This is a genomic window from Martinezella sp. CNPSo 3795 (assembly GCF_057784475.1).
On the sequence record NZ_JBXSOQ010000003.1, the window covers coordinates 452,859 to 475,825 of the forward strand.

At 59.8% G+C, this 22,967-nt stretch carries 24 protein-coding genes; 17 read left to right on the plus strand and 7 right to left on the minus strand.

Annotated features, from left to right (window positions below; translation table 11 throughout):
- Positions 1–85 precede the first annotated feature (85 nt).
- From AC13QY_RS11825 to AC13QY_RS11835, 3 genes are all read left to right on the plus strand, one after another.
- Positions 86–997: a LysR family transcriptional regulator gene (locus tag AC13QY_RS11825; protein ID WP_488493468.1), complete on the plus strand. Its 912-nt coding sequence runs from the start codon at positions 86–88 to the stop codon at positions 995–997.
- Positions 998–1,134: 137 nt separating this feature from the next.
- Complete coding sequence (locus AC13QY_RS11830) at positions 1,135–2,481, plus strand: LLM class flavin-dependent oxidoreductase (RefSeq protein ID WP_488493469.1); 1,347 nt, start codon at positions 1,135–1,137, stop codon at positions 2,479–2,481.
- A gap of 25 nt (positions 2,482–2,506) precedes the next feature.
- A complete protein-coding gene (locus AC13QY_RS11835) occupies positions 2,507–3,049 on the plus strand; it encodes a carboxymuconolactone decarboxylase family protein (protein ID WP_488493470.1) in 543 nt (180 codons plus the stop codon).
- Positions 3,050–3,329: 280 nt separating this feature from the next.
- Here AC13QY_RS11835 and AC13QY_RS11840 read toward each other — a convergent pair whose 3' ends face one another.
- Positions 3,330–3,758 (minus strand): OsmC family protein, encoded by a 429-nt coding sequence (locus AC13QY_RS11840; RefSeq protein WP_488493471.1) that lies wholly within the window; start codon positions 3,756–3,758, stop codon positions 3,330–3,332.
- A 150-nt stretch (positions 3,759–3,908) separates the two neighbouring features.
- Here AC13QY_RS11840 and AC13QY_RS11845 point away from each other — a divergent pair, with 150 nt between their 5' ends.
- Positions 3,909–5,174 (plus strand): glycerate kinase type-2 family protein, encoded by a 1,266-nt coding sequence (locus AC13QY_RS11845; RefSeq protein WP_488493472.1) that lies wholly within the window; start codon positions 3,909–3,911, stop codon positions 5,172–5,174.
- Between the two features lie 17 nt (positions 5,175–5,191).
- Here the strand turns inward: AC13QY_RS11845 and AC13QY_RS11850 are convergent, their stop codons facing one another.
- Positions 5,192–5,374 carry a hypothetical protein gene (locus AC13QY_RS11850; protein ID WP_113330318.1) on the minus strand — a complete coding sequence of 61 codons (183 nt, stop codon included), beginning with the start codon at positions 5,372–5,374 and terminating at the stop codon, positions 5,192–5,194.
- A gap of 276 nt (positions 5,375–5,650) precedes the next feature.
- Here AC13QY_RS11850 and ggt point away from each other — a divergent pair, with 276 nt between their 5' ends.
- The 3 genes from ggt to AC13QY_RS11865 all read left to right on the plus strand — a co-directional run bounded on the left by ggt (position 5,651) and on the right by AC13QY_RS11865 (position 10,884).
- Positions 5,651–7,393, plus strand: a complete 1,743-nt coding sequence (gene ggt / locus AC13QY_RS11855) for a gamma-glutamyltransferase (protein WP_113330435.1) — start codon at positions 5,651–5,653, stop codon at positions 7,391–7,393.
- 355 nt (positions 7,394–7,748) lie between these two features.
- On the plus strand, positions 7,749–9,203 hold the full coding sequence (locus tag AC13QY_RS11860; protein ID WP_113330319.1) for an MFS transporter: 1,455 nt from the start codon (positions 7,749–7,751) through the stop codon (positions 9,201–9,203).
- A 127-nt stretch (positions 9,204–9,330) separates the two neighbouring features.
- Entirely contained in the window at positions 9,331–10,884 is a 1,554-nt protein-coding gene (locus AC13QY_RS11865) for a VOC family protein (protein ID WP_488493473.1), read from the plus strand.
- 72 nt (positions 10,885–10,956) lie between these two features.
- Here AC13QY_RS11865 and AC13QY_RS11870 read toward each other — a convergent pair whose 3' ends face one another.
- Both AC13QY_RS11870 and AC13QY_RS11875 read right to left on the minus strand, forming a co-directional pair.
- Entirely contained in the window at positions 10,957–12,234 is a 1,278-nt protein-coding gene (locus tag AC13QY_RS11870) for an L-fuconate dehydratase (protein ID WP_152092570.1), read from the minus strand.
- Positions 12,235–12,275: 41 nt separating this feature from the next.
- A complete protein-coding gene (locus AC13QY_RS11875) occupies positions 12,276–13,436 on the minus strand; it encodes a CaiB/BaiF CoA transferase family protein (RefSeq protein ID WP_488486949.1) in 1,161 nt (386 codons plus the stop codon).
- A 236-nt stretch (positions 13,437–13,672) separates the two neighbouring features.
- Between AC13QY_RS11875 and AC13QY_RS11880 the strand changes: the two genes are divergently transcribed.
- Positions 13,673–14,086 (plus strand): carboxymuconolactone decarboxylase family protein, encoded by a 414-nt coding sequence (locus tag AC13QY_RS11880; protein ID WP_113330323.1) that lies wholly within the window; start codon positions 13,673–13,675, stop codon positions 14,084–14,086.
- Positions 14,087–14,142: 56 nt separating this feature from the next.
- Here AC13QY_RS11880 and AC13QY_RS11885 read toward each other — a convergent pair whose 3' ends face one another.
- Positions 14,143–14,532 (minus strand): BRA0787 family protein, encoded by a 390-nt coding sequence (locus tag AC13QY_RS11885; RefSeq protein WP_488493474.1) that lies wholly within the window; start codon positions 14,530–14,532, stop codon positions 14,143–14,145.
- A gap of 341 nt (positions 14,533–14,873) precedes the next feature.
- Here AC13QY_RS11885 and AC13QY_RS11890 point away from each other — a divergent pair, with 341 nt between their 5' ends.
- The 4 genes from AC13QY_RS11890 to AC13QY_RS11905 all read left to right on the plus strand — a co-directional run bounded on the left by AC13QY_RS11890 (position 14,874) and on the right by AC13QY_RS11905 (position 18,533).
- The gene (locus AC13QY_RS11890; protein ID WP_092712216.1) at positions 14,874–15,377 is read left to right on the plus strand and encodes a cupin domain-containing protein; all 504 of its coding nucleotides are present in this window, start codon (positions 14,874–14,876) and stop codon (positions 15,375–15,377) included.
- 209 nt (positions 15,378–15,586) lie between these two features.
- The gene (locus AC13QY_RS11895; protein ID WP_488493475.1) at positions 15,587–16,435 is read left to right on the plus strand and encodes a MetQ/NlpA family lipoprotein; all 849 of its coding nucleotides are present in this window, start codon (positions 15,587–15,589) and stop codon (positions 16,433–16,435) included.
- 366 nt (positions 16,436–16,801) lie between these two features.
- Positions 16,802–17,887, plus strand: a complete 1,086-nt coding sequence (locus AC13QY_RS11900; RefSeq protein WP_488493476.1) for a methionine ABC transporter ATP-binding protein — start codon at positions 16,802–16,804, stop codon at positions 17,885–17,887.
- Complete coding sequence (locus AC13QY_RS11905; protein ID WP_488493477.1) at positions 17,877–18,533, plus strand: methionine ABC transporter permease; 657 nt, start codon at positions 17,877–17,879, stop codon at positions 18,531–18,533. Before AC13QY_RS11900 ends, AC13QY_RS11905 begins: the two co-directional genes overlap by 11 nt.
- A 63-nt stretch (positions 18,534–18,596) precedes the next feature.
- Here AC13QY_RS11905 and AC13QY_RS11910 read toward each other — a convergent pair whose 3' ends face one another.
- Entirely contained in the window at positions 18,597–19,628 is a 1,032-nt protein-coding gene (locus AC13QY_RS11910) for a hydroxyacid dehydrogenase (protein ID WP_488493478.1), read from the minus strand.
- A 54-nt stretch (positions 19,629–19,682) separates the two neighbouring features.
- Positions 19,683–20,378: a DNA-3-methyladenine glycosylase I gene (locus tag AC13QY_RS11915; protein WP_113395217.1), complete on the minus strand. Its 696-nt coding sequence runs from the start codon at positions 20,376–20,378 to the stop codon at positions 19,683–19,685.
- 259 nt (positions 20,379–20,637) lie between these two features.
- On the opposite strand from AC13QY_RS11915, the gene AC13QY_RS11920 reads away from it, so the two are divergent.
- The 5 genes from AC13QY_RS11920 (at position 20,638) to AC13QY_RS11940 (ending at position 22,808) form a co-directional block, all read left to right on the plus strand.
- A complete protein-coding gene (locus tag AC13QY_RS11920; protein ID WP_092712227.1) occupies positions 20,638–20,898 on the plus strand; it encodes a DUF982 domain-containing protein in 261 nt (86 codons plus the stop codon).
- Between the two features lie 190 nt (positions 20,899–21,088).
- Positions 21,089–21,346 carry a DUF982 domain-containing protein gene (locus tag AC13QY_RS11925; protein WP_113355111.1) on the plus strand — a complete coding sequence of 86 codons (258 nt, stop codon included), beginning with the start codon at positions 21,089–21,091 and terminating at the stop codon, positions 21,344–21,346.
- Between the two features lie 359 nt (positions 21,347–21,705).
- Complete coding sequence (locus tag AC13QY_RS11930) at positions 21,706–21,915, plus strand: DUF982 domain-containing protein (protein WP_173002450.1); 210 nt, start codon at positions 21,706–21,708, stop codon at positions 21,913–21,915.
- Positions 21,916–22,036: 121 nt separating this feature from the next.
- A complete protein-coding gene (locus AC13QY_RS11935) occupies positions 22,037–22,288 on the plus strand; it encodes a DUF6074 family protein (RefSeq protein ID WP_069611806.1) in 252 nt (83 codons plus the stop codon).
- Positions 22,289–22,388: 100 nt separating this feature from the next.
- Entirely contained in the window at positions 22,389–22,808 is a 420-nt protein-coding gene (locus tag AC13QY_RS11940; protein WP_156090738.1) for a hypothetical protein, read from the plus strand.
- Positions 22,809–22,967: the final 159 nt, after the last annotated feature.

Sequence of the window (22,967 nt, forward strand, 5' to 3'; positions counted from 1 at the left end):
TCGATGAGGAGAAGATGCCCCTTTTCATGGTGCGGATAATCAGCCAATAATCGGCATCACTATCCGAATTTAGCGAACAAATAATATGGACAAATTCGATGCCATGCGGGTGTTTTGCCGGGTCGTGGAACGGCGCAGCTTCACGCTGGCCGCCGAAGACACAGGTCTGCCCCGCTCGACGGTGACGGATGCGATCAAACAGGTCGAGGCGCGTCTCGGCGTGCGCCTGCTGCAGCGCACGACAAGGCATGTCAGCCCGACACTCGATGGCGAGGCCTATTACCAGCGCTGCCTGCGCATCCTTTCCGATATCGAGGATGCCGAGGGCGCCTTTGCCGGGGCGAAGCCGAAGGGCGTCCTGCGCGTCGACGTACATGGAACGCTTGCGCGGCACTTCGTCCTGCCGAACCTGCCCTCCTTCCTCGAAACCTATCCCGATATCGAATTGCAGATCACCGAGGGCGACCGGTTCGTCGATCTCATCCGCGAGGGGATCGATTGCGTGCTGCGCGTCGGCACGCTGCAGGATAGCGACATGGTCGGCCGCCGCGTCGCCATGCTGGAAGAAGTGACGCTTGCGGCGCCCGCGTATGTTGAGCGCTTCGGCATGCCCGCCCATCCGGAGACGCTCGACGGCCACCGCATGGTCGGCTTCCGCTCCTCCGCAACGGGCGGATTGCTGCCGCTGGAATTCCAGATCGACGGCGCCGTGCGCGAAATCACCCTACCGGCCACCATCTCCGTCAACGCTGCCGAGAGCTATTTCGCCGCGGCCAAGCTCGGCCTCGGCCTGATCCAGGTCCCGCGCTATCACGCAGAAGAAGCCCTACGATCAGGTCAACTGCTGCATGTGCTGAAGGATTATCCACCGACAAGGACGCCCGTCTCGATGCTCTATCCGCGCAGCCGCCAGCTTTCGCCGCGAGTTCGCGTCTTCATAGACTGGCTGGTCAAGGTTTTTGCCGGACAGAACAACCCCGAAGTCGCGGCCGGATGAATATTCCGCGAAAGCGATCAAATAAATGAAATCGGCTCTTTGAATGCGCGGCCAGCACGCCTACGTCGTAGTGCATTACCCTACGGGCAATGCCGTCGCCACTTCATGACGGCCTGGCGATTTTCGAGAGAGAGCCGATGACCGAACAGAAGCAATTGAAGCTCGGGGCATTCATGCGCCCCGTCAGCCTGCATACCGGTGCCTGGCGTTATCCCGGCGCCTATCCGGACGCCAACTTCAACTTCCAGCACATCAAGAGCTTCGCGCAGGAACTGGAGAAAGCGAAATTCGACGCCTTCTTCATGGCTGATCACCTCGCGGTCCTCAACATGCCGATCGAGGCTTTGAAGCGCAGCCAGACGGTTACCTCGTTCGAGCCCTTCACCCTGCTTTCGGCGCTGGCCGCCGTCACCGACAGGATCGGCCTCGTTGCAACTGCGTCAACCACCTTCGACCTGCCCTATCACATCGCCCGCCGCTTCGCCTCGCTCGATCACATCAGCGGCGGCCGCGCCGGCTGGAATATCGTCACGACGTCTAATCCCGATGCCGCCCTTAATTTCGGCCTCGAAGAGCATATGGAACATGGCGAGCGCTACCATCGCGCCCGCGAATTCTACGACGTCGTCACCGGCCTCTGGGACAGCTTTGCCGACGATGCTTTCATCCGCGATCCCGAAAGCGGCATCTTCTTCGATCCCGAGCGGATGCATGTCCTCGGGCACAAGGGCGAGGAACTGAGCGTTCGCGGCCCACTCAACATCGCCCGCCCGCCGCAGGGCTGGCCCGTCATTGTTCAGGCCGGGCAATCGGATGCCGGCCGCCAGCTTGCCGCCGAAACGGCTGAAGCCGTCTTCGCAGCACCCCGAAACCTTGCCGACGGCAAGTCGATCTTTGCCGATATCAAGGGACGCATGAAGGCGATCGGCCGCAATCCGGATCATCTGAAGATCCTGCCCGCCGCCTTCATCGTCGTCGGCGACACAACCGAGGAAGCAAAGGCCAAGCGGGCAAAGCTCGACAGCCTCGTCCATTACGATAGCGCCATCGCATCCCTATCGATCGCGTTGGGACACGATGCTTCCAAGTTCGATCCGGATGGCCCGCTGCCGGAAATTCCGGAGACCAATGCCAGCAAGAGCGGCCGCGAGCGCGTCATCGCCCTTGCCGAAGCCGAAAAGCTTACCGTGCGCCAGCTTGCCCAGCGCCTCGGCGGCTATGCCGGCCTCGCCTTCGTCGGCACGCCTGAGAGCATCGCCGATGAGATGGAGCAATGGCTGTACGAGGAAGGCTCGGACGGTTTCAACGTCGTCTTCCCCTTCCTGCCGCAAGGCCTGCTTGACGTGACCACGCGCGTCGTTCCAGAGCTGCAGCGCCGCGGCATCTTCCGCCGCGACTACGAAGGCACGACATTGCGCGAACACCTCGGCCTGCCGCACCCGGAAAACCGCTTCTTCACGAAATCGGCAGCGGCAGCACAGTAACAGAGCCCCGGTAAAAGAGAGTGACATGAGCCATATCACCCCGATCGACTACGAGACCGCTTCCGAAGCCGTGCGAGCCGAACACGATCGCGAAATGCAATTGCGCGGCCGCATGACGAATATGAAGCGGACATTGCTGCACTCGCCGGTGGCGCATCGCATCTATGCGGAATGGTTTCCTTTGCGCGAGGAATTCCGCCCGGCGCTGGACGATCGTGCCGTCTGGCTGCTCTGCCATGCCATAGCGCTCGAATGCCGCTCGATCATTCCGGTCGGCTTCTTCCGGCGCGCATTGATCAATGCCGGCCTGACGCCGGAAACGATCGTACCGAGCGAAGACGAGGCGCTGCTGATCGAATTCGGCAAGGCGATCGTCAAGGATTCCAACGCCATTCCCGAAGAGATTTGGGCGCGGTTGAAAGCGCGCTATGACGAGCCGACGCTCGCCAACCTCGTCGCCTTCGCCGGCATCATGATCGCGACGGCGATCTACAATAATGCGGTAAAGGTAGATATCGATCCGGAGCTTGGGCCTTATCTTGAAGGGTTTGAGTTTCCGGCGGAATGAGGGGCAACGGCGGACACCGAACCATCTCGCCCTTGGCGGGCGAGAAAGCAATGTCATTGGTTTAGGAATTGCGACACGGAAGGTCACACATATTCAGAATGACAGCGCAATTTCTAAGCCATTGAAATCGCAAGAGCGGGGGTCCGTTACTTGTTGCTATTGCACTAGGAAAGCCGGTACGCACCTGCCTACCCCCTCCCTTGCAAAATCTAGCACTTAGCCTTGCGGCTAAATGCTGATTTTGCTTTCCCGCCCGCCAGGGGCGGGATAGAGCTAAAACTCACACCGAAATCGTTGTCGAAAACTGCGGATTGCCGCGGATCGTGTTGCTCACCGTACAAATCTCATCTTCGGCGGCATGCGCGATCGCGTTGCGGACTTCATCGCTGAAATCACCCTTGATGGTGAAGGCGATATTGAACTTCTCCACGCGAGAGAGGCCTTCGGTCGCCTTCTCACCCGTGACGACGGCAGTGACTTCGGTGAGCTTGTCGAGTACGCCGAGGCTGCTTGCCGCCATGCGGGCGCTCAAGACCAGGCAGGCCGAGAGCGACGAGTAGAGCAGATCGAGCGGATTGAAACCGGGCTGCGACGGCGAGGTGACGATGTCGATTTCGCCGCCCGTCACCGAGGTCACATGCGGAAAGCCGGTGCGGCCGACCGTAGCGGTTGCGCCCGTCTGCCTCGTCTTCACTTTCAATTCGGCCATATCGAAAATCCTTGAAATAAAAGCGTGAAACCCTTTCCTTCTAAATAGGGATTCGTCGCGCAAGACACAATTGCGGTTCCTGCCTCTTGCGTCTTTCCTCCAGTTAAGCCACCAAATGGTTACAAGTACATCGCAGACAGGCAGTTCGACATGACCGTTTCCGATCCCCGCGCCTTCCTGACCTCGCTGTTCGATGCAGCCGTGCGCGCCGCCGATCCGCTGACGGGCATCCGCGCGCATTTGCCTGCCAGACCGAAGGGCCGGACGATCGTTATCGGCGCCGGCAAGGGATCTGCCCAAATGGCCGCCGCGCTGGAGCAATGCTGGGAAGGCCCGCTGGAAGGCCTTGTCGTGACGCGATACGGATTTTCTGCCCCGTGCCGGCAGATCGAGATCGTCGAAGCAGCCCACCCCGTGCCGGATGAGGCGGGCCTAACCGCCTCCCGCCGGCTACTGAAACTCGTTGATGGCCTCACAGAGGACGATCTGGTAATCGCACTAATATCAGGAGGCGGCTCGGCGTTGCTACCCTCGCCCGCTGGCGGCTTGAACCTTGCCGATGAGATCGCCGTCAACAAGGCCCTGCTTGCCTCCGGCGCACCGATCTCCGCGATGAATGTCATTCGCAAGCATCTGTCGACCATCAAGGGCGGCCGGCTGGCTGCCGCGGCCCATCCCGCCAAAGTCGTCTCGCTCGTCGTCTCGGACATTCCAGGCGACGACCCTGCCCTGGTGGCCTCCGGCCCGACCGTACCGGGCGCGGGCACGCGCGCTGACGCGCTCGACCTCATCCGTCTCTACCGCATCGACCTACCACCGGCCGTTCTCGCCCATATCGAGAAGGGAGACGCCGATGCGCCGCGTCCGGACGATCCGCGCTTTGACGGCAATGAAGTCCATATCATCGCGTCGGCCAGCGTTTCCCTCGAGGCGGCTGCGGAAGCGGCACGCGCAGCCGGCATCGAAACCGCCATTCTCTCCGACGCCATCGAGGGCGAAGCCCGCGAAGCCGCGCATGTCCACGCCGCCATCGCCCGCGAGGTGCTCCATCGCAACCGCCCCTTCGCCAAGCCGATCGTGCTACTGTCAGGCGGCGAAACGACGGTGACCTTGAAGGGCAACGGCAAGGGCGGAAGAAACTCGGAGTTCCTGTTGTCGCTCGCCATCGATATCGACGGTCACGCCGGCATTCATGCCATGGCCGCGGATACGGACGGCATCGACGGCAGCGAGGACAATGCCGGCGCCTTTGCCGATGCGGGTACGGTGGCGCGTTTGCGTGAAGCCGGAATGGTGCCGGCCGAAATGCTGGCGAACAATGATGCCTGGACGGCGTTCAATGCGATCGGTGATCTCTTCGTCCCCGGCCCCACGGGAACGAACGTCAACGACTTCCGCGCCATCCTGATCCTGTAGCTCCCGGAACGGGTAGCTTAAATAATTGCGGCGCAATCGTCACAGCGCCAATAGGCGGCTGCCGTCGATGCCCATCGAAGGAAATGTCGGCTGCAATGGTCGCATTCGATTTCCACGACATGCGTCCTTTCGCCAACGATGAATGGCCTGCTCTTGATCCTGCGCTCGCTCTTCCATTGCTCGAGCTTCGTCACGGCCATGATTACCCTCCACGCAACACTCGCCTCGACAAGCGACAATCTAAAATAGATTCAACTAATAAAAGAATATTGCAAGTGCGAAGCGTTTTTCTGCGTGGCAGGAGGACCAAAATTATCCGTAGTAGTGCATGGAAGACATAGCTGATCGGATTCCGGCCCATGGCGGGATCCGCTCCATTAAAAAATTGTGACAGCGGATATCGCCATTTTCATGCACGACGCCATGTCATTCGTTGGCGATTTTCCATCAAGATAATAATGGGAGGCATACTCATCATGCGCCACTTCCGCCAGCGGGCGATTTCGTCGGTAACCCTGGTCACATTTGCTCTCTTTTCCGTCACCGCCAGAGCTGCCGCGCCGCCACCGGTCGAGGCGGAGCATGGCATGGTGGTCACCGCTCAACATCTCGCCACCGATGTCGGCGTCGAGGTGCTGAAGAACGGCGGCAACGCCGTCGATGCCGCCGTTGCAGTCGGCTATGCGCTGGCGGTGGTCTACCCGACCGCCGGCAATATCGGCGGCGGTGGCTTCATGACCATCCGCATGCGCGACGGCAAGACGACCTTTCTCGATTTTCGCGAACGCGCACCCCTGGCGGCGACCAAAGGCATGTATCTCGACGACAAGGGCAATATCGTCAAAGGCGCCAGCACGGATGGCTATCTCGCCGTGGGTGTCCCCGGCTCGGTCATGGGCTTCGAGACCGCCCGCGAGAAATACGGCACAAAGTCCCGCCAGGATCTGATCGCGCCGGCCATTCGCTATGCCAAGGAAGGCTTCACGCTGAACCAGGCCGACGCCGCCGAACTGAATGAGGGCAAGAAGTGGCTGTCGCGCGATCCGGCCACCGCCGCGATCTTTACCAAGTCGGACGGCAAACCCTTTGTCACGGGCGACAAGTTGGTGCAGCCGGATCTCGCCAATGCCCTATCAGGCATTTCCGATCAGGGGCCGGATGGCTTCTATAAAGGGCCGGTCGCCAACGCCATCGTCAAGGCAAGCCAGGACAAGGGCGGCATTCTCGCAAACCAGGATTTCGAACAATACAAGGTCCGCGAACTCGAGCCCGTGAAGTGCAATTATCGCGGCTACGAGATCATCTCCTCGCCGCCGCCCTCCTCCGGCGGCGTCATCATCTGCGAAATCCTCAACGTGCTGGAAGGCTACCCGCTCTCCTATACCGGTTATGCCTCAGCCGACACGGTCCATTACATGGTCGAAGCCATGCGCTACGCCTATGTCGATCGCAACTCGGCGCTCGGCGATCCCGATTTCGTCGACAATCCCGTCAACAAGCTGCTGGACAAGGCCTATGCCCAGAAGATCCACGATGGCATCTCCCCCTATAAGGCCGGCGTCTCCAAGGATCTGATGCCGAAAGGCCTCGGTGAAAGCCACGAGACGACGCATTATTCGATCATCGACAATGACGGCAATGCCGTCGCCGTCACCTATACGCTGAACGGCTCCTTCGGCGCCGGCGTCGTTGCGCCCGGCACGGGCATCCTCCTGAACAACGAGATGGACGACTTCACCTCCAAGCCCGGCGTGCCCAATCTTTACGGCCTGGTGCAGGGCGAGGCCAATGCCATCCAGCCGAAGAAGACGCCGCTATCGTCCATGAGCCCGACGATCGTCACCAAGGACGGCAAGCCCTTCATGGTGATCGGCAGCCCCGGCGGCTCGCGCATCATCACCATCACGCTGGAAGCGATCATCAACGTCATCGATTTCGGCATGAACATTCAGGAAGCCATTGACGCTCCGCGCATCCATCACCAATGGCTGCCGGATAAAGTCTACATGGAGCCGCGTGCACTTTCGCCCGATACGATCAAGCTTTTGACCGGCATGGGCTATACGGTTCAGGTCGACAATAGCTGGCCGATCTGGGGCCAGGCCGCGGGCATTCTCGTGGGCGGCAAGAGCCTCAGCGACATCGCCAAGGGCGGTGGCGCCCGCTACAACGGCGCCATGGACAGCCGCGCCGGCTCGGGGCTGGCCGAAGGCTACTGATCGCCTCGGTGCCTGCTGAAAACGATGATTCGGATCGGTGCCATCACCAACTGGCACCGGTCTTTTTGCCTATGGCATCCGGCCAAACGAGCACATTATCTTACGCGAACAAACCAAGCGTGAGCATTTCGGCGCGATATCGCGCCTATTCATTCACCTCACGTTCATTTGATGCCGTTTGCCCCTGCATGTGCGTCATTTTTTTCATCCCATGAATGGGATTTGCGATTTCTGATATAGCAATCGCGTGCAAGCAGGAGTATACAAGCCGCCGTTCAAATAGGCCTTCGCGCCATGACCAGACTTGCGGTTCTGTCTTAGGACCCCACCGCACCATCGAGAGCGATCCCCGACAATGTCGGATCAGATATTCCAGGCCGCCCCCGTCAGGCGGGCCGCACCGAATTTTCGTGTAGTAGCGCTTATCGTAGCAAGCGCAATGTTCATGGAACAGCTTGACGCGACCGTGCTCGCAACAGCCCTTCCGACCATGGCGAGAGACTTCGGCGTCAGCGCGCCGGCCATGAGCATCTCGCTGACTTCATACCTTCTCAGCCTCGCGATCTTCATTCCCGCCAGCGGCGCGATTGCAGACCGCTTCGGGTCGCGCACCGTCTTCCGATCCGCCATCGCCGTCTTCGTCGTCGGCTCGCTTCTCTGCGCGCAGGCGCCGAACCTGTTCTTCCTCGTGATTGCGCGCCTCCTTCAGGGTCTCGGCGGCGCGATGATGCTGCCCGTGGGTCGCCTCGTGCTGATGCGCAGCGTCGCCCGCAAGGATATGGTCAACGCCATGTCCTGGCTGCTGATCCCGGCGCTGGTCGGCCCCATTCTCGGCCCGCCGATCGGCGGCATGTTCGTCACCTATCTCGACTGGCGCTGGATCTTCTACATCAACGTGCCGATCGGCATTATCGGCTTCATCCTGGTGACGATGTTCATCGAGGAGGTGAAAGGCCCGCGCACCGGCCGCTTCGATCTCTCGGGCTTCATCCTCTCGGGCATCTCGCTCGGCTCTCTGCTCTTCGGCTTCGAGATGTCGAGCCGCGAGGGCGAAGGCTATCTCGCGGTCTTCCTGATCTCCATCGGCCTGCTCTTCGGCATCGCCTATTTGCGCCATGCCCGCAAGCACCCCTCACCGATCATGGATTTCTCCTTGATGAAGGTGCCGACATTCCGCACCTCCGTCATCGCCGGTTCGCTGACGCGTATCAGCCAGGGGGCTCATCCCTTCCTCATTCCGCTGATGCTGCAGCTCGGCTTCGGCCTTTCGGCAGCCGCAGCCGGTCAGATCGCCATTGCGACCGCGCTCGGCTCGATGGCGATGAAGCCGCTGCAGGTCCGCATCCTTCGCACGCTCGGCTTCCGCACCGCCCTTATCATCTTCGGCCTGATCGGCACGCTCGGTTACGGCATGTGCGCCATCTTCAAGCCGGATTGGCCGCTACCGGTCATTTTCGTGATCCTGTTCTTCTGCGGCTTCTTCATGTCGTTCCAGTTCACGGCCTACAACACGATCGCTTATGACGAGATCGAGCGCGACCGCATGAGCATTGCCACGAGTTTCTACTCCACCTTCCAGCAATTGATGCTGTCCCTCGGCATTTGCGTCGCCGCCCTTGCCCTGCATGGCTCGACGCAGTTCCTTGGCCACGCCAAGCCCGAGATGATCGACTTCTCCGTCGCCTTCATTGTCGTCACGGCCATTGCGCTTCTCGCAGTCATCTGGAACGCCAGCTTTTCGCGCACAGCCGGTTCGGAAATCAGCGGCCACCGCCGCAGATCGCCCGAAGACAGCCTCGGCGAGCACTGATGCTCGCCGCCTGCCAAGCCAGGCAATAACCTGTTTTGTGAACAGTGCCTCCACGGACGGCGCATTGCATTGAACAATGACGCCAGCCTAAATACCACCAGAACGAAATAACGGTCTGGAGCATCCCATGGTCGCCGGCATCCACCACATCACGCTGATCACACGTAAGGTCCAGGCGAATGTCGATTTCTACGTCGGCTTCCTCGGCCTGCGCCTCGTCAAGCGCACCGGCGGTTTTGAGGATGCCACGCAGCTTCATCTCCTCTATGGCGATGCCGTGGGCTCCCCGGGCTCGCTGATCACCTTTCTGGTTTGGGAAGATGGTTCTCCCGGCCGGGCCGGCGTCGGTCAGGTCGGCGAAATCTCGCTCGCCATCGATCCGGCCAGCATCGGCTTCTGGCTGACACGCGCCCTGAGCGCCGGTCTGAAGCCGGAGGGTCCCTCAGAGGAATTCGGCGAGCCTGTGCTTCGGCTGAAGGATCCGGACGGCGTCATCGTCAAACTGGTGGGAACGAACACGCTGCAGGCCGTAGCTCCTTGGACGAGCGACACCATTCCGCAGGAGCACGCGATTGCCCGCATCCGCGGCGCAACGCTGTTCACCGAAACGCCAGAGGAGACGCGAGCCATGCTGGTCGATTACTTCGACTACCGTCCGCTTGCCACCAGCGGAGCGATCAGCCGGCTCGTCTCGGAGCCCGGCGATATCCTCGATATCCGCGATGCCCGCGGTTTCTGGGCAAGCGCCCCGGGCACGGGCACGGTAGATCACGTCGCCTTTCGCGCCGCGGACAATGCCGAATTGCAGTCGGTCCACACCGCACTCCAGGCGATCGATTCCGGGCCGACGACGATGCATGACCGCAAATATTTTCGCTCGCTTTACGTTCGCGAGCCCGGCCGTATCCTGTTCGAACTCGCGACGGACGCGCCGGGCATGTTGATTGACGAGGACGAGGCAACGCTTGGCACGCGCCTCTTCGCTCCCGGCGACAGTCCGAAGCTTTTGGCCGAGCTGAACGTGATTCTGCCGCAGTTCTCCATGCCCGGCGAGCCCCGCGTCATCTATCGCGATCTGCCCTTCATCCATCGCTTCTTCACGCCCGATGAGCCCAACGGCAACATCTTCGTCCTGCTGCACGGCTCGGGTGCCAACGAAACAACCATGCTGCCGCTCGGTCACAAGATCGATGCCGACGCGACCTTGCTCAGCGTACGTGGCCGTGCACTCGAGGAAGGCGCCCCGCGCTGGTTCCGCCGCAATGGGCCGATGTCCTTCGATCAGGCCGATATCGCCAGCGAGGCCGAAGCCTTTGCCGCCTTCATTGATGGCGCGGTCCATGCCTACGGGCTTGATCCGGACCGCATCGTTTATATCGGCTATTCGAACGGCGCCAACCTGCTGAACGCCATGCTGTCGCTGCACCCGCACCTTATCCGCCGCACGGTGCTGCTGCGCTCCATGGCGGCCCTCGAAAATCCGCCTGCAGCGGACATGTCGGATGCCCAGGTGCTGTTGGTTGCCGGAGAGAAGGATCTGTATGGTCCCTATACTCAACCGCTAGCCAAACGTCTGCGGAATGGCGGCGCCGTGGTTGAGCTTGCAACAGTTCCAGGCGGTCACGAGTTTGACGATGCGGACGTGCCCGTTATTCAGGCTTGGTTGAACAAATCCGCCTGAGGCGGATCTTCCGAATGTAAACGACAAAAGCCCGCCAGATGGCGGGCTTCTGCTTCGAGCAAGCCAGCAGTTTCAACCCTTGAACGTATATTCCGCGATCGATTCCGGCTTCATCTCGATCGAGAAACCCGGCAGGCTCGGCGGCATATAGGCTGCGTCGCGGATGATGCAGGGGTCGATGAAATGCTCGTGCAGATGATCGACATACTCGATCACGCGGCCGTCCTTGGTGCCCGAGACGGCGATATAATCGATCATCGACAGGTGCTGCACATATTCACACAGGCCAACGCCGCCGGCATGCGGCCAGACCGGCAATCCATACTTGGCGGCGATCAGCAGCACCGCCAGCACTTCGTTGAGACCGCCCATGCGGCAGGAATCGATCTGCACGATATCGATCGCGCCCTCGGCGATGAACTGCTTGAACATGATGCGGTTCTGGCACATCTCGCCGGTCGCGACCTTCACCGGCCCGATGGCCTGGCGGATCTTGCGGTGTCCCGCAACATCATCCGGGCTTGTGGGTTCTTCGATGAAGAAGGGTTTGGCGAAGGCGAGCTTCTTCACCCAGTCGATCGCCTGATTGACTTCCCAGACCTGGTTGGCGTCAATCATGAGATAACGGTCGGGGCCGATCACTTCGCGGGCAATGGTCAGGCGGCGGATATCGTCTTCGAGATCGCGGCCGACCTTCATCTTCACATGGTTGAAACCGGCGTCGATCGCCTCCTGGCACAGGCGGCGCAGCTTGGCATCGTCATAGCCGAGCCAGCCGGCAGATGTCGTGTAGCAGGCATAGCCCTCGCGCTCGAGCGTGGCGATGCGGTCCGCCTTGCCGGCTTCCGCCTTCTTCAGGATAGCGACGGCCTCGTCGCGGGTCAGCACATCGGTCAGGTAACGATAATCGACGATATCGGCGATCTGCTCGGCATCCATCTCCGAAACTAGCCGCCAGACCGGCTTGCCGGCCTCCTTGGCAAGCAGATCCCAGACAGCATTGACGACCGCGCCCGTCGCCAGATGCATCGCGCCCTTCTCCGGGCCGATCCAGCGCAGCTGGCTGTCGCTGGTCAGATGCCGCCAGTATTTGCCGGGGTTTTCCAGAACCGTCGCAAGCTCCGTGCCGACGACAAGATGCCGCATCGCCTCGATCGCCATGCAGCAGATGTCGTTGCCACGGCCAATGGTGAAGGTCAGGCCGTGACCGGCAAGACCTGGTCTGTCGGTCTCGAGAATGACATAGGCTGCCGAATAATCCGGATCTGGATTCATCGCATCCGAACCGTCGAGGCTCTGCGATGTCGGGAAGCGCAAATCGAAAACGCGAAGATTGGTGATGCGCGTCATTGGAAAACTCCTTCTAAATCCATCGCGACCTCTCGACCCCTTCAGCCAAGGTCGAACTCCTCCCAGAGTGCCGCATTATGCTCGCCAACGTGCGGGGCCGCACGCTCGAATTTCGGTCGCTGCCCATCGATACGGATAGGCGAGCGGGTGGTACGCAGGCTGACGCCATCATCGCGCCTGATCGTCTGCAGCATGTCGAGAACGCGAAAACCTTCACTGCCCAGAAGCTCCGGCCAGTTCAGCACTTTTGCGCACCAGATGTCGGCAGGTTCGAGGATCGCTAGCCAGTCGTCAACATTGCGGCTGGCGATGCGCGCAGCGATCAGCGCTTTGATTTCATCGCGCGCCGTGAACCAGCTTTTCTCATGATCGCGATAGGCCGCAAGCTCGTCTATCCCGAGCAGATCGGCAAGTTTGGAAATCGGCGTCATAGCGATGGCGAGATAGCCGTCGGCGGCGGGATAGACGCCATAGGGGGCGGAAAGATAGGCATGGGCGCTGCGAACATGGGAGCGCTTGGGCAGCTTATAGCCATTATTCATGTGAACGCTCAGCACCTCGACCTGCAGATCGACCAGAGCTTCCAGCAGGCTGGTCTCCACCAGTCCACCCTCGCCCGTAACGCCACGCCGCACCAGCGCCGCCAAAATACCCTGGGCGGCAGCCGCACCCGCCAGCATATCGCCGATCGCGAGACCAAAAGGCACCGGCCCTTGTCCCTCGTCGCCATTCAGCCACATGACGCCGGAACGCGATTGCGCCAGAAGATCCTGCCCCGGCCGCCCGACCCATGGTCCCTCTTCGCCGTAGCCGCTGATCGAGCAATAGACGAGACGCGGATTGAGCTTGCTTGCGGCCTCGTAATCCAGCCCCAGACGCTCGATCACGCCGGGGCGAAAGTTCTGAATAAGCACATCGGCCTTGGAGATCAGCTTGCGCAGCGCGCTCATATCGCGCTCGTTTTTCAGATCGACCGCCAGGCTTTCCTTGGAGCGGTTAATCGCGTGGAAGATCGTCGAATCACCGCTTTCATCGTCGCTGAGATAAAGCCCGCGCGAAAGATCGCCGCCACCGGGACGCTCGATCTTGATCACCCTGGCGCCGAGATCCATCAGCCGCAGCGAGCAATAGGGACCCGACAGAAACTGGCTCATGTCGACGACGACAAGTCCGGCCAGCGGCAAGTCCCTCTTCAGTGTCATTGATATTCCCGCTCCCCGACATCACCCCGGCCCAAAGCGCCTCTCCGCCTTGAGGACTATCCTCGTCACCGGTTCCCGCGTCAGCCTCAATCTTCTTATGTGAATAGTATTTTCACATATGGATGACTTTTGCAAACGAAAAGAGGAAGGATAATGGAAGCTCCCGCGCCCATGTCGTCAGGAAATAGATTATGGTTCCACATAATGAGAGCTGATGAAATGAAGGGAGATAAGGAATGGCGACGGTCAAGTTACTCGATGATGCGGAAGCCGAGGCAATCCCGGCGGTCAAGGCTGTGTTCGACGACATTCGCGCGGTAAGAAAATCCGATTTCGTCAATAATTTCTGGCGCGGCCTCGCCAATGATCCTGCATTGCTTAAGCGCACCTGGGAGGGCCTGAAAGCGGTCATGGTGGCGGACGGCGCACTTGATCCGCTCGTGCGCGAGATGATCTACATAGCCGTCTCCACGGCCAACGGCTGCACCTATTGCGTCCATTCGCATACCGCAGCCGCCAGAGCAAAGGGCATGACTGACGCCCAGCATGGGGAACTGCTGGCGGTTATCGGACTTGCCGGACAGACCAATCATCTCGTGACGGCGATGCAGATCCCCGTCGATCCGGAATTCGATGTCGGCGGCCGATGACACGCAAAAGGCCCGCGGGCACATGCCAGCGGGCCTTCCATAAACAATCTTCGCTGTTAGCGATCCGACGTTTCCGCCGCCTGGGTATCTGCCGCAATAGCAGCGACGTTGACGCCGTTGTTCACGACCAGCAATCTTTTGCGAACCAGAACGCCCATCACGCGGGCGGCAGTCGAAAAGGTCATGGTGTCAAGCGGACCCTCGCCCTCCCAGGGCTTGGTCAGCCGCTCGGTTACCGCCGAGACGATGTTGTTGGGCACGATGTCTGTGCATTCGCGCATGGTTTCGAACACGACGCTGATGGGGTGAATACGCCCCTCGAATGTCACGATCGGCTCGGTTACTTCGCTGTCCCATTCCTCGAAGGCGTAGAGCGCCTCGCGGAAGAGCTGCTGCAGGGTAATGGGGGCATGACCCTCATGAAGGGGCGGCAAGGCATTCGACATGTCTGTCTCCTTTCAATTGGAAGTCCGGCGCATATATGTAAATGATTGGTCCCGTCCCGAGACCCAAGCGCTGCTTCTTCAGTTTGGCGCGCCCCAAAACGCATTCAATGGGGGCAAGTGGCGCGGCAAACCATCTTGTGACCGGCGCAACGCGGGACGCACACGAAATGTTCCCACCGGTCATGTAACTTGATCAAGTCTATAGATTAATCTCGACTTGAAAAGCCTCAATGATAACTTTCTGCAATTCTCTTTATTTTTGAATGACTTCACGTAGAGTGAAATAACAGCGCATCTGTGGAAGGCATGCGAATCTCCTAGCAGAAGCCGGAAGGACGATCATGTGCGGCGATCATGAACATGAGCATCAACACGGGCACGATCACGGCCATCAACCGATCGACTGGCGTGAACATGGGATCAAAATCATCCCCGGCAATGCCCTCGACCCGAATACGGCGCAGACACCGGGCATGAACCGAGCGACCGCAATCAATCATGCCCGCGCCGGCGCTGAAAAGATCTGGGCGGGAACCGTGACCATCCACGCCAATGCCAAGACTGGCGCCCACCATCACGGCGATCTTGAAAGCATCATTTATGTCGTCAAAGGCAGGGCGCGGATGCGCTGGGGCGAAAATCTGGAATTCGTGGCCGAAGCCGGTCCCGGCGATTTCATTTTCGTGCCACCCTATGTGCCGCACCAGGAAATCAATGCCAGCCGCGACGAGACGCTGGAATGCGTGCTTGTCCGCTCCGGCCAGGAGCCGGTCGTCGTCAATCTCGACATCGAACCGGTCGAAAAGCCCGAAGAGGTGCTTTGGAAAGACCCCATTCACCGCTAATTCGCCTAAAATTTGAGCAAATGCCTATTTGCCGCATAAATAATCCACTACATTTATAGAAAATTAGTTGCGCTTTTGCGCTGCACTGAAAAGAGTTTTTCAGAACTGCGGTGCACAACGCATGATCCTGCTTCGCGCATTGAACGCACGTCTGAGATGATCCGATCGTCAAAAGAGAGACGATCTCGATCATCTGAACAGGATTTCCCATGACTGAAAAGCTTTCTAGAGGTTTCGACGCGCTGCGCCTTTCCCGTCGCGCCGGCCTTGCCGCCATGCTTGTGTCCGCTGTCGCCGTTTTCGGCTTGACGGCAACCGCTACGCCGTCTTTCGCCGCAGACAAGACGGTCAAGGTCGGCATCATGAGCGGTGAGGATGAGGACGTCTGGCGCGTCGTGGTCGCTGAAGCCGCCAAGAAGGGCCTGACGGTCGAGCCGGTCGTCTTCAACGACTACACCCAGCCGAACGAGGCTCTGGAACGCGGCGAAATCGACGCCAATGCCTTCCAGCACAAGCCTTACCTCGACAATCAGATCAAGCAGCACGGCTATCACATCGTCGTTGCCGGCTATACGGGCATCTGGCCGATCGGTCTCTACACGAAGAAATACAAGACCGTGGCCGAGCTTCCGAAGGGCGCTGCCATCGGCGTACCGAACGACCCGTCCAACGAGGGCCGCGCGCTTCTCGTGCTGCAGCATGAGGGCATCATCAAGCTCAAGGACGGCACCGGCATCCTCGCTACGGTCGCGGACATTGCCGAAAATCCGAAGAACGTCGACATCAAGGAACTGGATGCCGGTATCGTCGGCCGTTCGATCGACGATCTTGACGCAGCCGTCGTCAACACCGACTGGGCGCTGAAAGCAGGGCTCTCAGCGAAGGATCGCATCGCGCAGGAGCAGACCGAAGGCAACCCATACCGCAACTTCATCGCCGTCAAGCAGGGCAGCGAGAATGAAGCCTGGGTGAAGACGCTGGTCGCCTCCTACCAGAACGACGTCGTCAAGGCCGAGTTCGACAAGGTCTACAAGGGCACGGGCCAGAGCGCCTACTGATATCAGGGCCGCGCGGGGGACAGCGCTGAACGGCAGGCGGCCGGGGCATCTTGCCCGGGCCGCCTTTAGTGTTTTTCCTTCGGGATGCGATGACGTTTATAGTGGTTATGGAATTCGCAGAGAGTGTGCACCCCCCTCTGTCACTTTCGTGACATCTCCCCCACAAGGGGGGAGATTGAAAATACGCGGCAAGCCATAACCAAGAAATAAGCATCGCATCTGCTGACACATTGCCGATTGTTCTGCTAAGCGCCCAACAAACTCCCAACAATCTCCACCCTTGTGGGGGAGATGTCACGAAGTGACAGAGGGGGGTACAATGGCCTCCACAAACTCGAAGGCCGCTTTTATACGAAGAGACGAATTATGAATTCTTTCACCCCAGCCACTGCCATCGACGGACAGGCGCCGCCTGAACGTTCGAGCGGCGACGAGATCGTCCGTCTGGTCGATGTCCGCCGCCGGTTCGGCACCACGCCGGCGCTGGACGGCATTTCGCTCAGCGCGCGCCGCGGCGAAATCGTCGGCATCATCGGCCGCAGCGGCGCTGGCAAATCGACGCTGATCCGTTGCCTGAATGGGTTGGAGCGTGCCGATAGCGGCGAAATCCATATCGAAGGTCGGGACATCGCGCGTCTGTCGGAAAAGGAACTGCAGCCTCTGCGCCGCCGCATCGGCATGGTCTTCCAGCATTTCAACCTGCTATCCTCCAGAACCGTTGAGGAAAATATCGCCCTGCCGCTGAAGATCGAAGGCGTTGGCAAGACGGAACGATTGCAGCGCGCCCGCGAGCTGCTCGAACTCGTTGGCCTCGCCGACAAGGCCAAGGCCTATCCTTCTGCCCTGTCCGGCGGCCAGAAGCAGCGCGTCGGCATTGCCCGCGCTCTTGCCGCTCGGCCAGCCATTCTCCTGTCGGACGAAGCAACATCGGCACTCGACCCGGAAACCACCCGCTCCATTCTGGCGCTCTTGAAGGACATCAACCGCAAGCTCGGCCTGACGATCCTGCTCATCACCCATGAGATGGAAGTGATCCGCTCGATCGCCGATCGCGTCGCGGTGATCGACGCCGGCCGCATCGTCGAAGAAGGTTCGGTGTGGACGGTCTTCGCCAATCCCCAGCAGGACATCACCGCCAGCCTGCTCAGCGGCGCGCGTCCGCAACTCCCAGACCATATTGCCGCCCGCCTTTCCCCGACATCGGGTGCCGAAGCCATCCTCAGCGTCGATCTCGCCGGCCCTGCCGCACAAGGCGCGCTCTTTGCCGAACTTTCGGCCGCTCTTCCCCGCTCCTTCCGGCTGGTCCATGGCGGCATCGACCATATCCAGAACCAGCCCGTCGCCCGCTTCTTCGTCGCGGTGCCGACGCGCGACGCGAGTTTGCCGACCCAGGTCAGTGATTTCTTGAAAGCCCGCTCCGCCCGGGTGGAGGTTCTAGGCTATGACAACTGATGTAATCCTCGGTCTGCTTTGGCGCTCCTTCTGGCAAACCATCTGGATGACGGGCGCATCCGGCTTTCTTTCCCTCATCATCGGCCTGCCGCTCGGCCTCGCCCTCGTCGTTACCAGCCGCGGAGGCATCGCCGAACAGGGTGCGATCAACCGCGTCCTCGGCATCCTGGTCGACGGCTTCCGCGCCGTGCCTTTCATCATCCTGCTGATCGCCTTGATTCCGCTGACGCGCCTGATCGTCGGCACGGCGCTCGGCACGACGGCCGCGATCGTGCCGCTGACAATCGCCGCAATCCCCTATTACGCGCGTGTCGCAGAAGTCTCGCTACGTGATGTCGATCGCGGCCTGATCGATGCGGTGCGCGCCATGGGCGGCAATCGCTGGACCATCATTCGCGAAGTGCTGATACCGGAAGCGATGCCGGGCATCGTCGCCGGCTTCACCGTAACCATGGTAACGCTGATCGGTGCTTCGGCCATGGCCGGCACGATCGGCGGCGGCGGCCTCGGCGACCTTGCCATCCGCTACGGATATCAACGCTATGAGACGAGCGTCATGATCGCCGTCGTCATCATCCTGATCATTCTGGTCTGGGGTATGCAATGGCTGGGCGATCGCGTCGCCAATCGACTCGATCGCCGCTAGCTCCGTCGATACAAATCCACTCCCGGTGCAGAGAGATATTGCGCCGGGAGTGAAGACTAAAGATCAGTTGCGCGTCACCGGCTTCGAGCGCATGCGCGATACCGTTTCCCGCTCGGCGCGCTTGCAGCGCATCGGCGGCAGGCCGCGATCCATCAGATCCATATCCTCCAGCACCATGTCGCCCATCTTCTTGAAGGCGCTGTCGAGCGCGCCGGCACGATGGGCCGAGCGGAGGAAGCCCTTGAGCTTGCGCACGGGATGATCAAGGCCGAGCGGCTCCTCGGGGTAGACATCGCTTGCCGCCACGATGTGGCCTGAAGCCACCGCCGCCATCAGCGCATCGAAATCGACGACATCGGCCCGGCTGAGCAGGATGAAGGCGGCCCCTTCGCGCATTTTCGCGAAGGCGTCGGCACCGAGAAAGCCCCTGTTCTCGCTGGTGACCGAAGCGACCACGAAGACGAAATCGCTGTTGGACAGGACTTCGTCCAATCCGGCCGGCTGAACGCCATGCTCCCTGAGGATCGAAGGCGGCATCCAGGGATCGAAGACCCTGATATTGGCGCGGAAGCTGGAAAGCACGCGGTTCAGCGCCTTGCCGAGATCGCCGAAGCCAACGATGCCTATATCGCTGCCGGCAACGAGGCGCGCCTTCGCATTGCCATCACCGCCCCAAAGCTCCCTGCCCTCACGGAAATCAAGGTCGGCATCGACGATGCCGCGGGCCAGGCTCAGCGCAAATCCCAGGCCGATCTCGGCGACCGGCTCGGCAAAAACGAGGCCAGTGGTCACGACGTGGATGCCGCGCTCGAAAAGCACTTCATAGGGCATGTTGTTGATGAGATTGCTCTCGACATTCAGGATACAGCGCAGTTGCGGCATGCGGTCCAGCGTTTCCCTCAATAGTGGCGGCTGGCCGATGATGTAGCGCGCCTCAGCGAGCACCTCGTCGCCCAGTCCGGCGATATCGTCCGAATCCGCCTCGACGAGGCGATATTTCGAATGAAGGAGCGACAGTGCATCCTTGGTGAAGATAAGCTCGAGCGAGCGCGGCTCCGGCGCGCTGATGGCCAAGGGTCTGCTATCGTTCGTCATTCTGCTCCTCCAATCTCGCGGCGCGATCCAACATCATTCGATGGATGAGATCAATCAGGCCTCGTCCTCTTCTCCCGGCATTCCGACGGAGAAGGCGCAGATGCGCGAGAGATAAGTCATCGGTAGGCCCGTCTCGACGTGCCAGGCGCTGAACTGATCCTGGATCAGTCGAAGATCCTTCTTGGTGGGCTTATTCTCCGAGATAGGGAGGCCGGAAAGCCGCAGGCAGACGAGAACGTCATGGCTCATGACGAAGCTGTCGCGGCCGATTGCCCGCAGGAGATACTGCCCGGTCATGCCGCCGAGCCGGTTTGCCTGCTTGTCCAGGAGAGCAAGCAGGCCGATCTGATCCTCCAGCGGCCAATCGGCGAAGAAACGGCCGGCGCTGCCGTGCTCATCTGCAATCGCGCGGATGAACTGTGCATTGGCCCGCACCGACATGATCTTGGCGCCGTTGCGGATGACCCGTGCGTCCGAGGTCAGATCATGCCAGTAATCATCCGGCGCCAGATTGAGAAAAGCGGGGTCGAAGCCGGAGAATGCCGTTTCGAAACCAGCCCATTTCGAATCGATGACGTTGCGCACAAAACCCGCATAGAAGATGTAGCGCGTCATCTCCGACAAGATCCGATCATCGGGCAGAGCACGCAGCACTTCATGGTTCGGCACCTTGGGCATCAGCGCCTTTAACCCGTCGGCGCCTCCCTTGCGCTTCTCGGCCCGCTCCCTGATCTCGGCAAAGCTTCCCATCACCCTCTCCTGTCGGCCACGCTGTGGGCCAAGTCTTTTATGATCTCATCGCCCAGTGCAAGTAATCTCCGCGCAATGATTTCCTGTGAAAAACACGACGTCGAAAGTTATGACTCGAAAGTTGATCACACCGGCATTCGAATTGATTTCCCGACGATTGAAACAGTTCCGAAGTGCTCCAGATATCGTCTTGAAATTAACTTGAGATTCCGCACACCGTAGCGTTAATTTCGGCGGCGTCGGATCGGAGCCTCCTGCAATGAACAATAAAGACTGGAATTATCCCATCATGGTCATCTGCAAGCGCACCGGAAAAGTCTATACGGTCGCGAACACCAAGGAAGCGCTGGACATGCTGCTGAACGCATGGCCTGTCGCAGAGGGCAAGGCTTTCATGATGGCTCTGCAGGTCTGTGCCGACGTCGAAAGAGGCCAGGGACAACCGCTGGAAGCCCGCAATAGCTTTGTCGCTGCAGCATCGGAGGCTGGCGTCCCCCTTGAGATGCCGGTGATTCAGTAGGAATTGCTGCCCTGTTTCGAGACCTGCTGCGCACCGTTTTCACAAGGCTTGATTGGGGTATGTCCGGTAGGCTGCCACACTGTTGGGCGCCGCACCGCTCTTACAGAAATGGTGCGGACCGATTTTCCGGAAATTGCGAAACTTTTTGCCGTGGCGGGAGTTTCACTCGCAATGTCGGAGCATCATCGAAATGAAAATGACCTTTAGGGCCGGCGCAAGCCGCTGGCCAGAGCCCGTATATCTGCGTATCGGCCACGGCATGCCGGAAGCAATTCGAAGCCCGAAGGAAGCCCACAATCACCTCCTTTTCCGCTGGCCGACCGTCAGAGGCGAAAAATACGATTCGGCCAGAAGCCTCTGCCTTGAAGCCGTGACCGACCCCTTTCTTTGCGAGTACGCCAGGAAGGTGTTCATCGAGGCCTGCATCGAAGCCGGCGTGCTCGACTAGATAGCGATACTGAACCTGTTGCCGATCCGTGTTTGAGTACGCAAGCTTCCGTGCTCTGCATGCGGTATCTCGGCATAGGGCCGTCGGCCACCGCGCGTGCGTGACCACAAGCTCTCCCAAGATCTATCCAATTCTGCGGGAGAGATACGATAATTCGTCGCACTTCTACAATCATTGCGAGAATTTACAAGGTGAATTTGCTCGCCACGTACCAAGGAGCGGAACCTGTTTCACTGACCTCGGCCGGAAAGCGTCCGAATCGGAACGCTTCTTGCTGTGTTACCGAAGCATGAACGTTTCGGAGGTAATGCGTTTTGAAACGAAACACTTTACGACCATTTCCAGCTGTCACGCTTGTCATGGGTGAGAATGGCGGAACCCGCCGCGTCAATTCGGTGCATCAGGTCGCAGAGCTGCTGCTGGAACATTGGCCGGTGGCAAATGGCGAAGACTATGTCGCAGCGGTACGGGTCTGCCTCGAAGCTATGCTTGGCGCCGTCCCTGCCGAAGCCGTAAGAGAGGCCTTGATCAAGGCTGCTCGGGAAGCAGGCATATCCGTAATGCAGTGAATCACCCATCCTTCCCGCACCACGCGGGATCTCTCTGACATTATTCACTTTTTATGAACGAGTGCCGGCGATCTTTGCCAACAGAGGCAGGCGATTCGCCCCTGCCGATGACGGAGAGAATATGTCGCTTCTACCATTCCCGGCCGACAGGCGTACCAGTGATGTCAGGCGGTGTGCCACAGCCCTTCAGCAGCTACATGGTGAGGCGGCAAACCGCTTCTGGCGCTCGGAAATGGCACTTTTTGCCAACGCCTTGCGCGAACAGGGAGTGGAAGACGGCGAAATCTCGCGGCAAGCCGGCCTCTTCATGCATGCGGTCCAGATGGAACTGCAGCTTGCCTATGCCGAAGAGGAACTGAACGCCTCGGCCTGACGGCGTTAGAGCTTCTCCGCTTCCTTGAATTGCGAGAACGCTCTATCTCTTTGTTTTTTCGCAGTTCCGGACGGAAAACCGCTACGCAGTTTTCCTGGAGTTGCTCTATTTCGGCAATCTGCAAAATGCGATGGATTTGTCGCCGCTGGTCGGTGACTTGATCTGCACGGTCCATTCTCCCCCGGGAAAATGGAGCCCCTTTGACGAAACCACGCCGGTGATCTGCGCGCAGGCCTTCCTGGCATCGGCGTTCGGCAGATCTATGGTCGCCATGACGGCGTACCTCCGGCTGGAAACCTGGCAAGGTGCTGTAAACAAGCCGGTATTGTCGATCATCTTGCAGACCCGGAACGCATTGCTCACGGCATCGTCTGCAGCCATCGCGGAATTGGCGATCACCAGCATGGTGGCCGCTGCCAAAAACAATCTCATTGAAAATCCCGATCCCCTATGGCGGCACGGTGCCAGAGCATGTTTCGTCTTGCAAGAGATGTTGCATGGATTTCCATTGGCCGTTTGAAAATACAACGCAATTGACGGCAACTTGTTCGCCGGTGGCTGCCTTCATCAGACACCGCTGAGATATTCCGCTTGCGATCAAACCAGAGAGATTGGCTCTCGAAGATATGGCGGTGCCGATGCACCGGGCTGTGCCTGCCTCCGTCCAGCTGGTATCTTG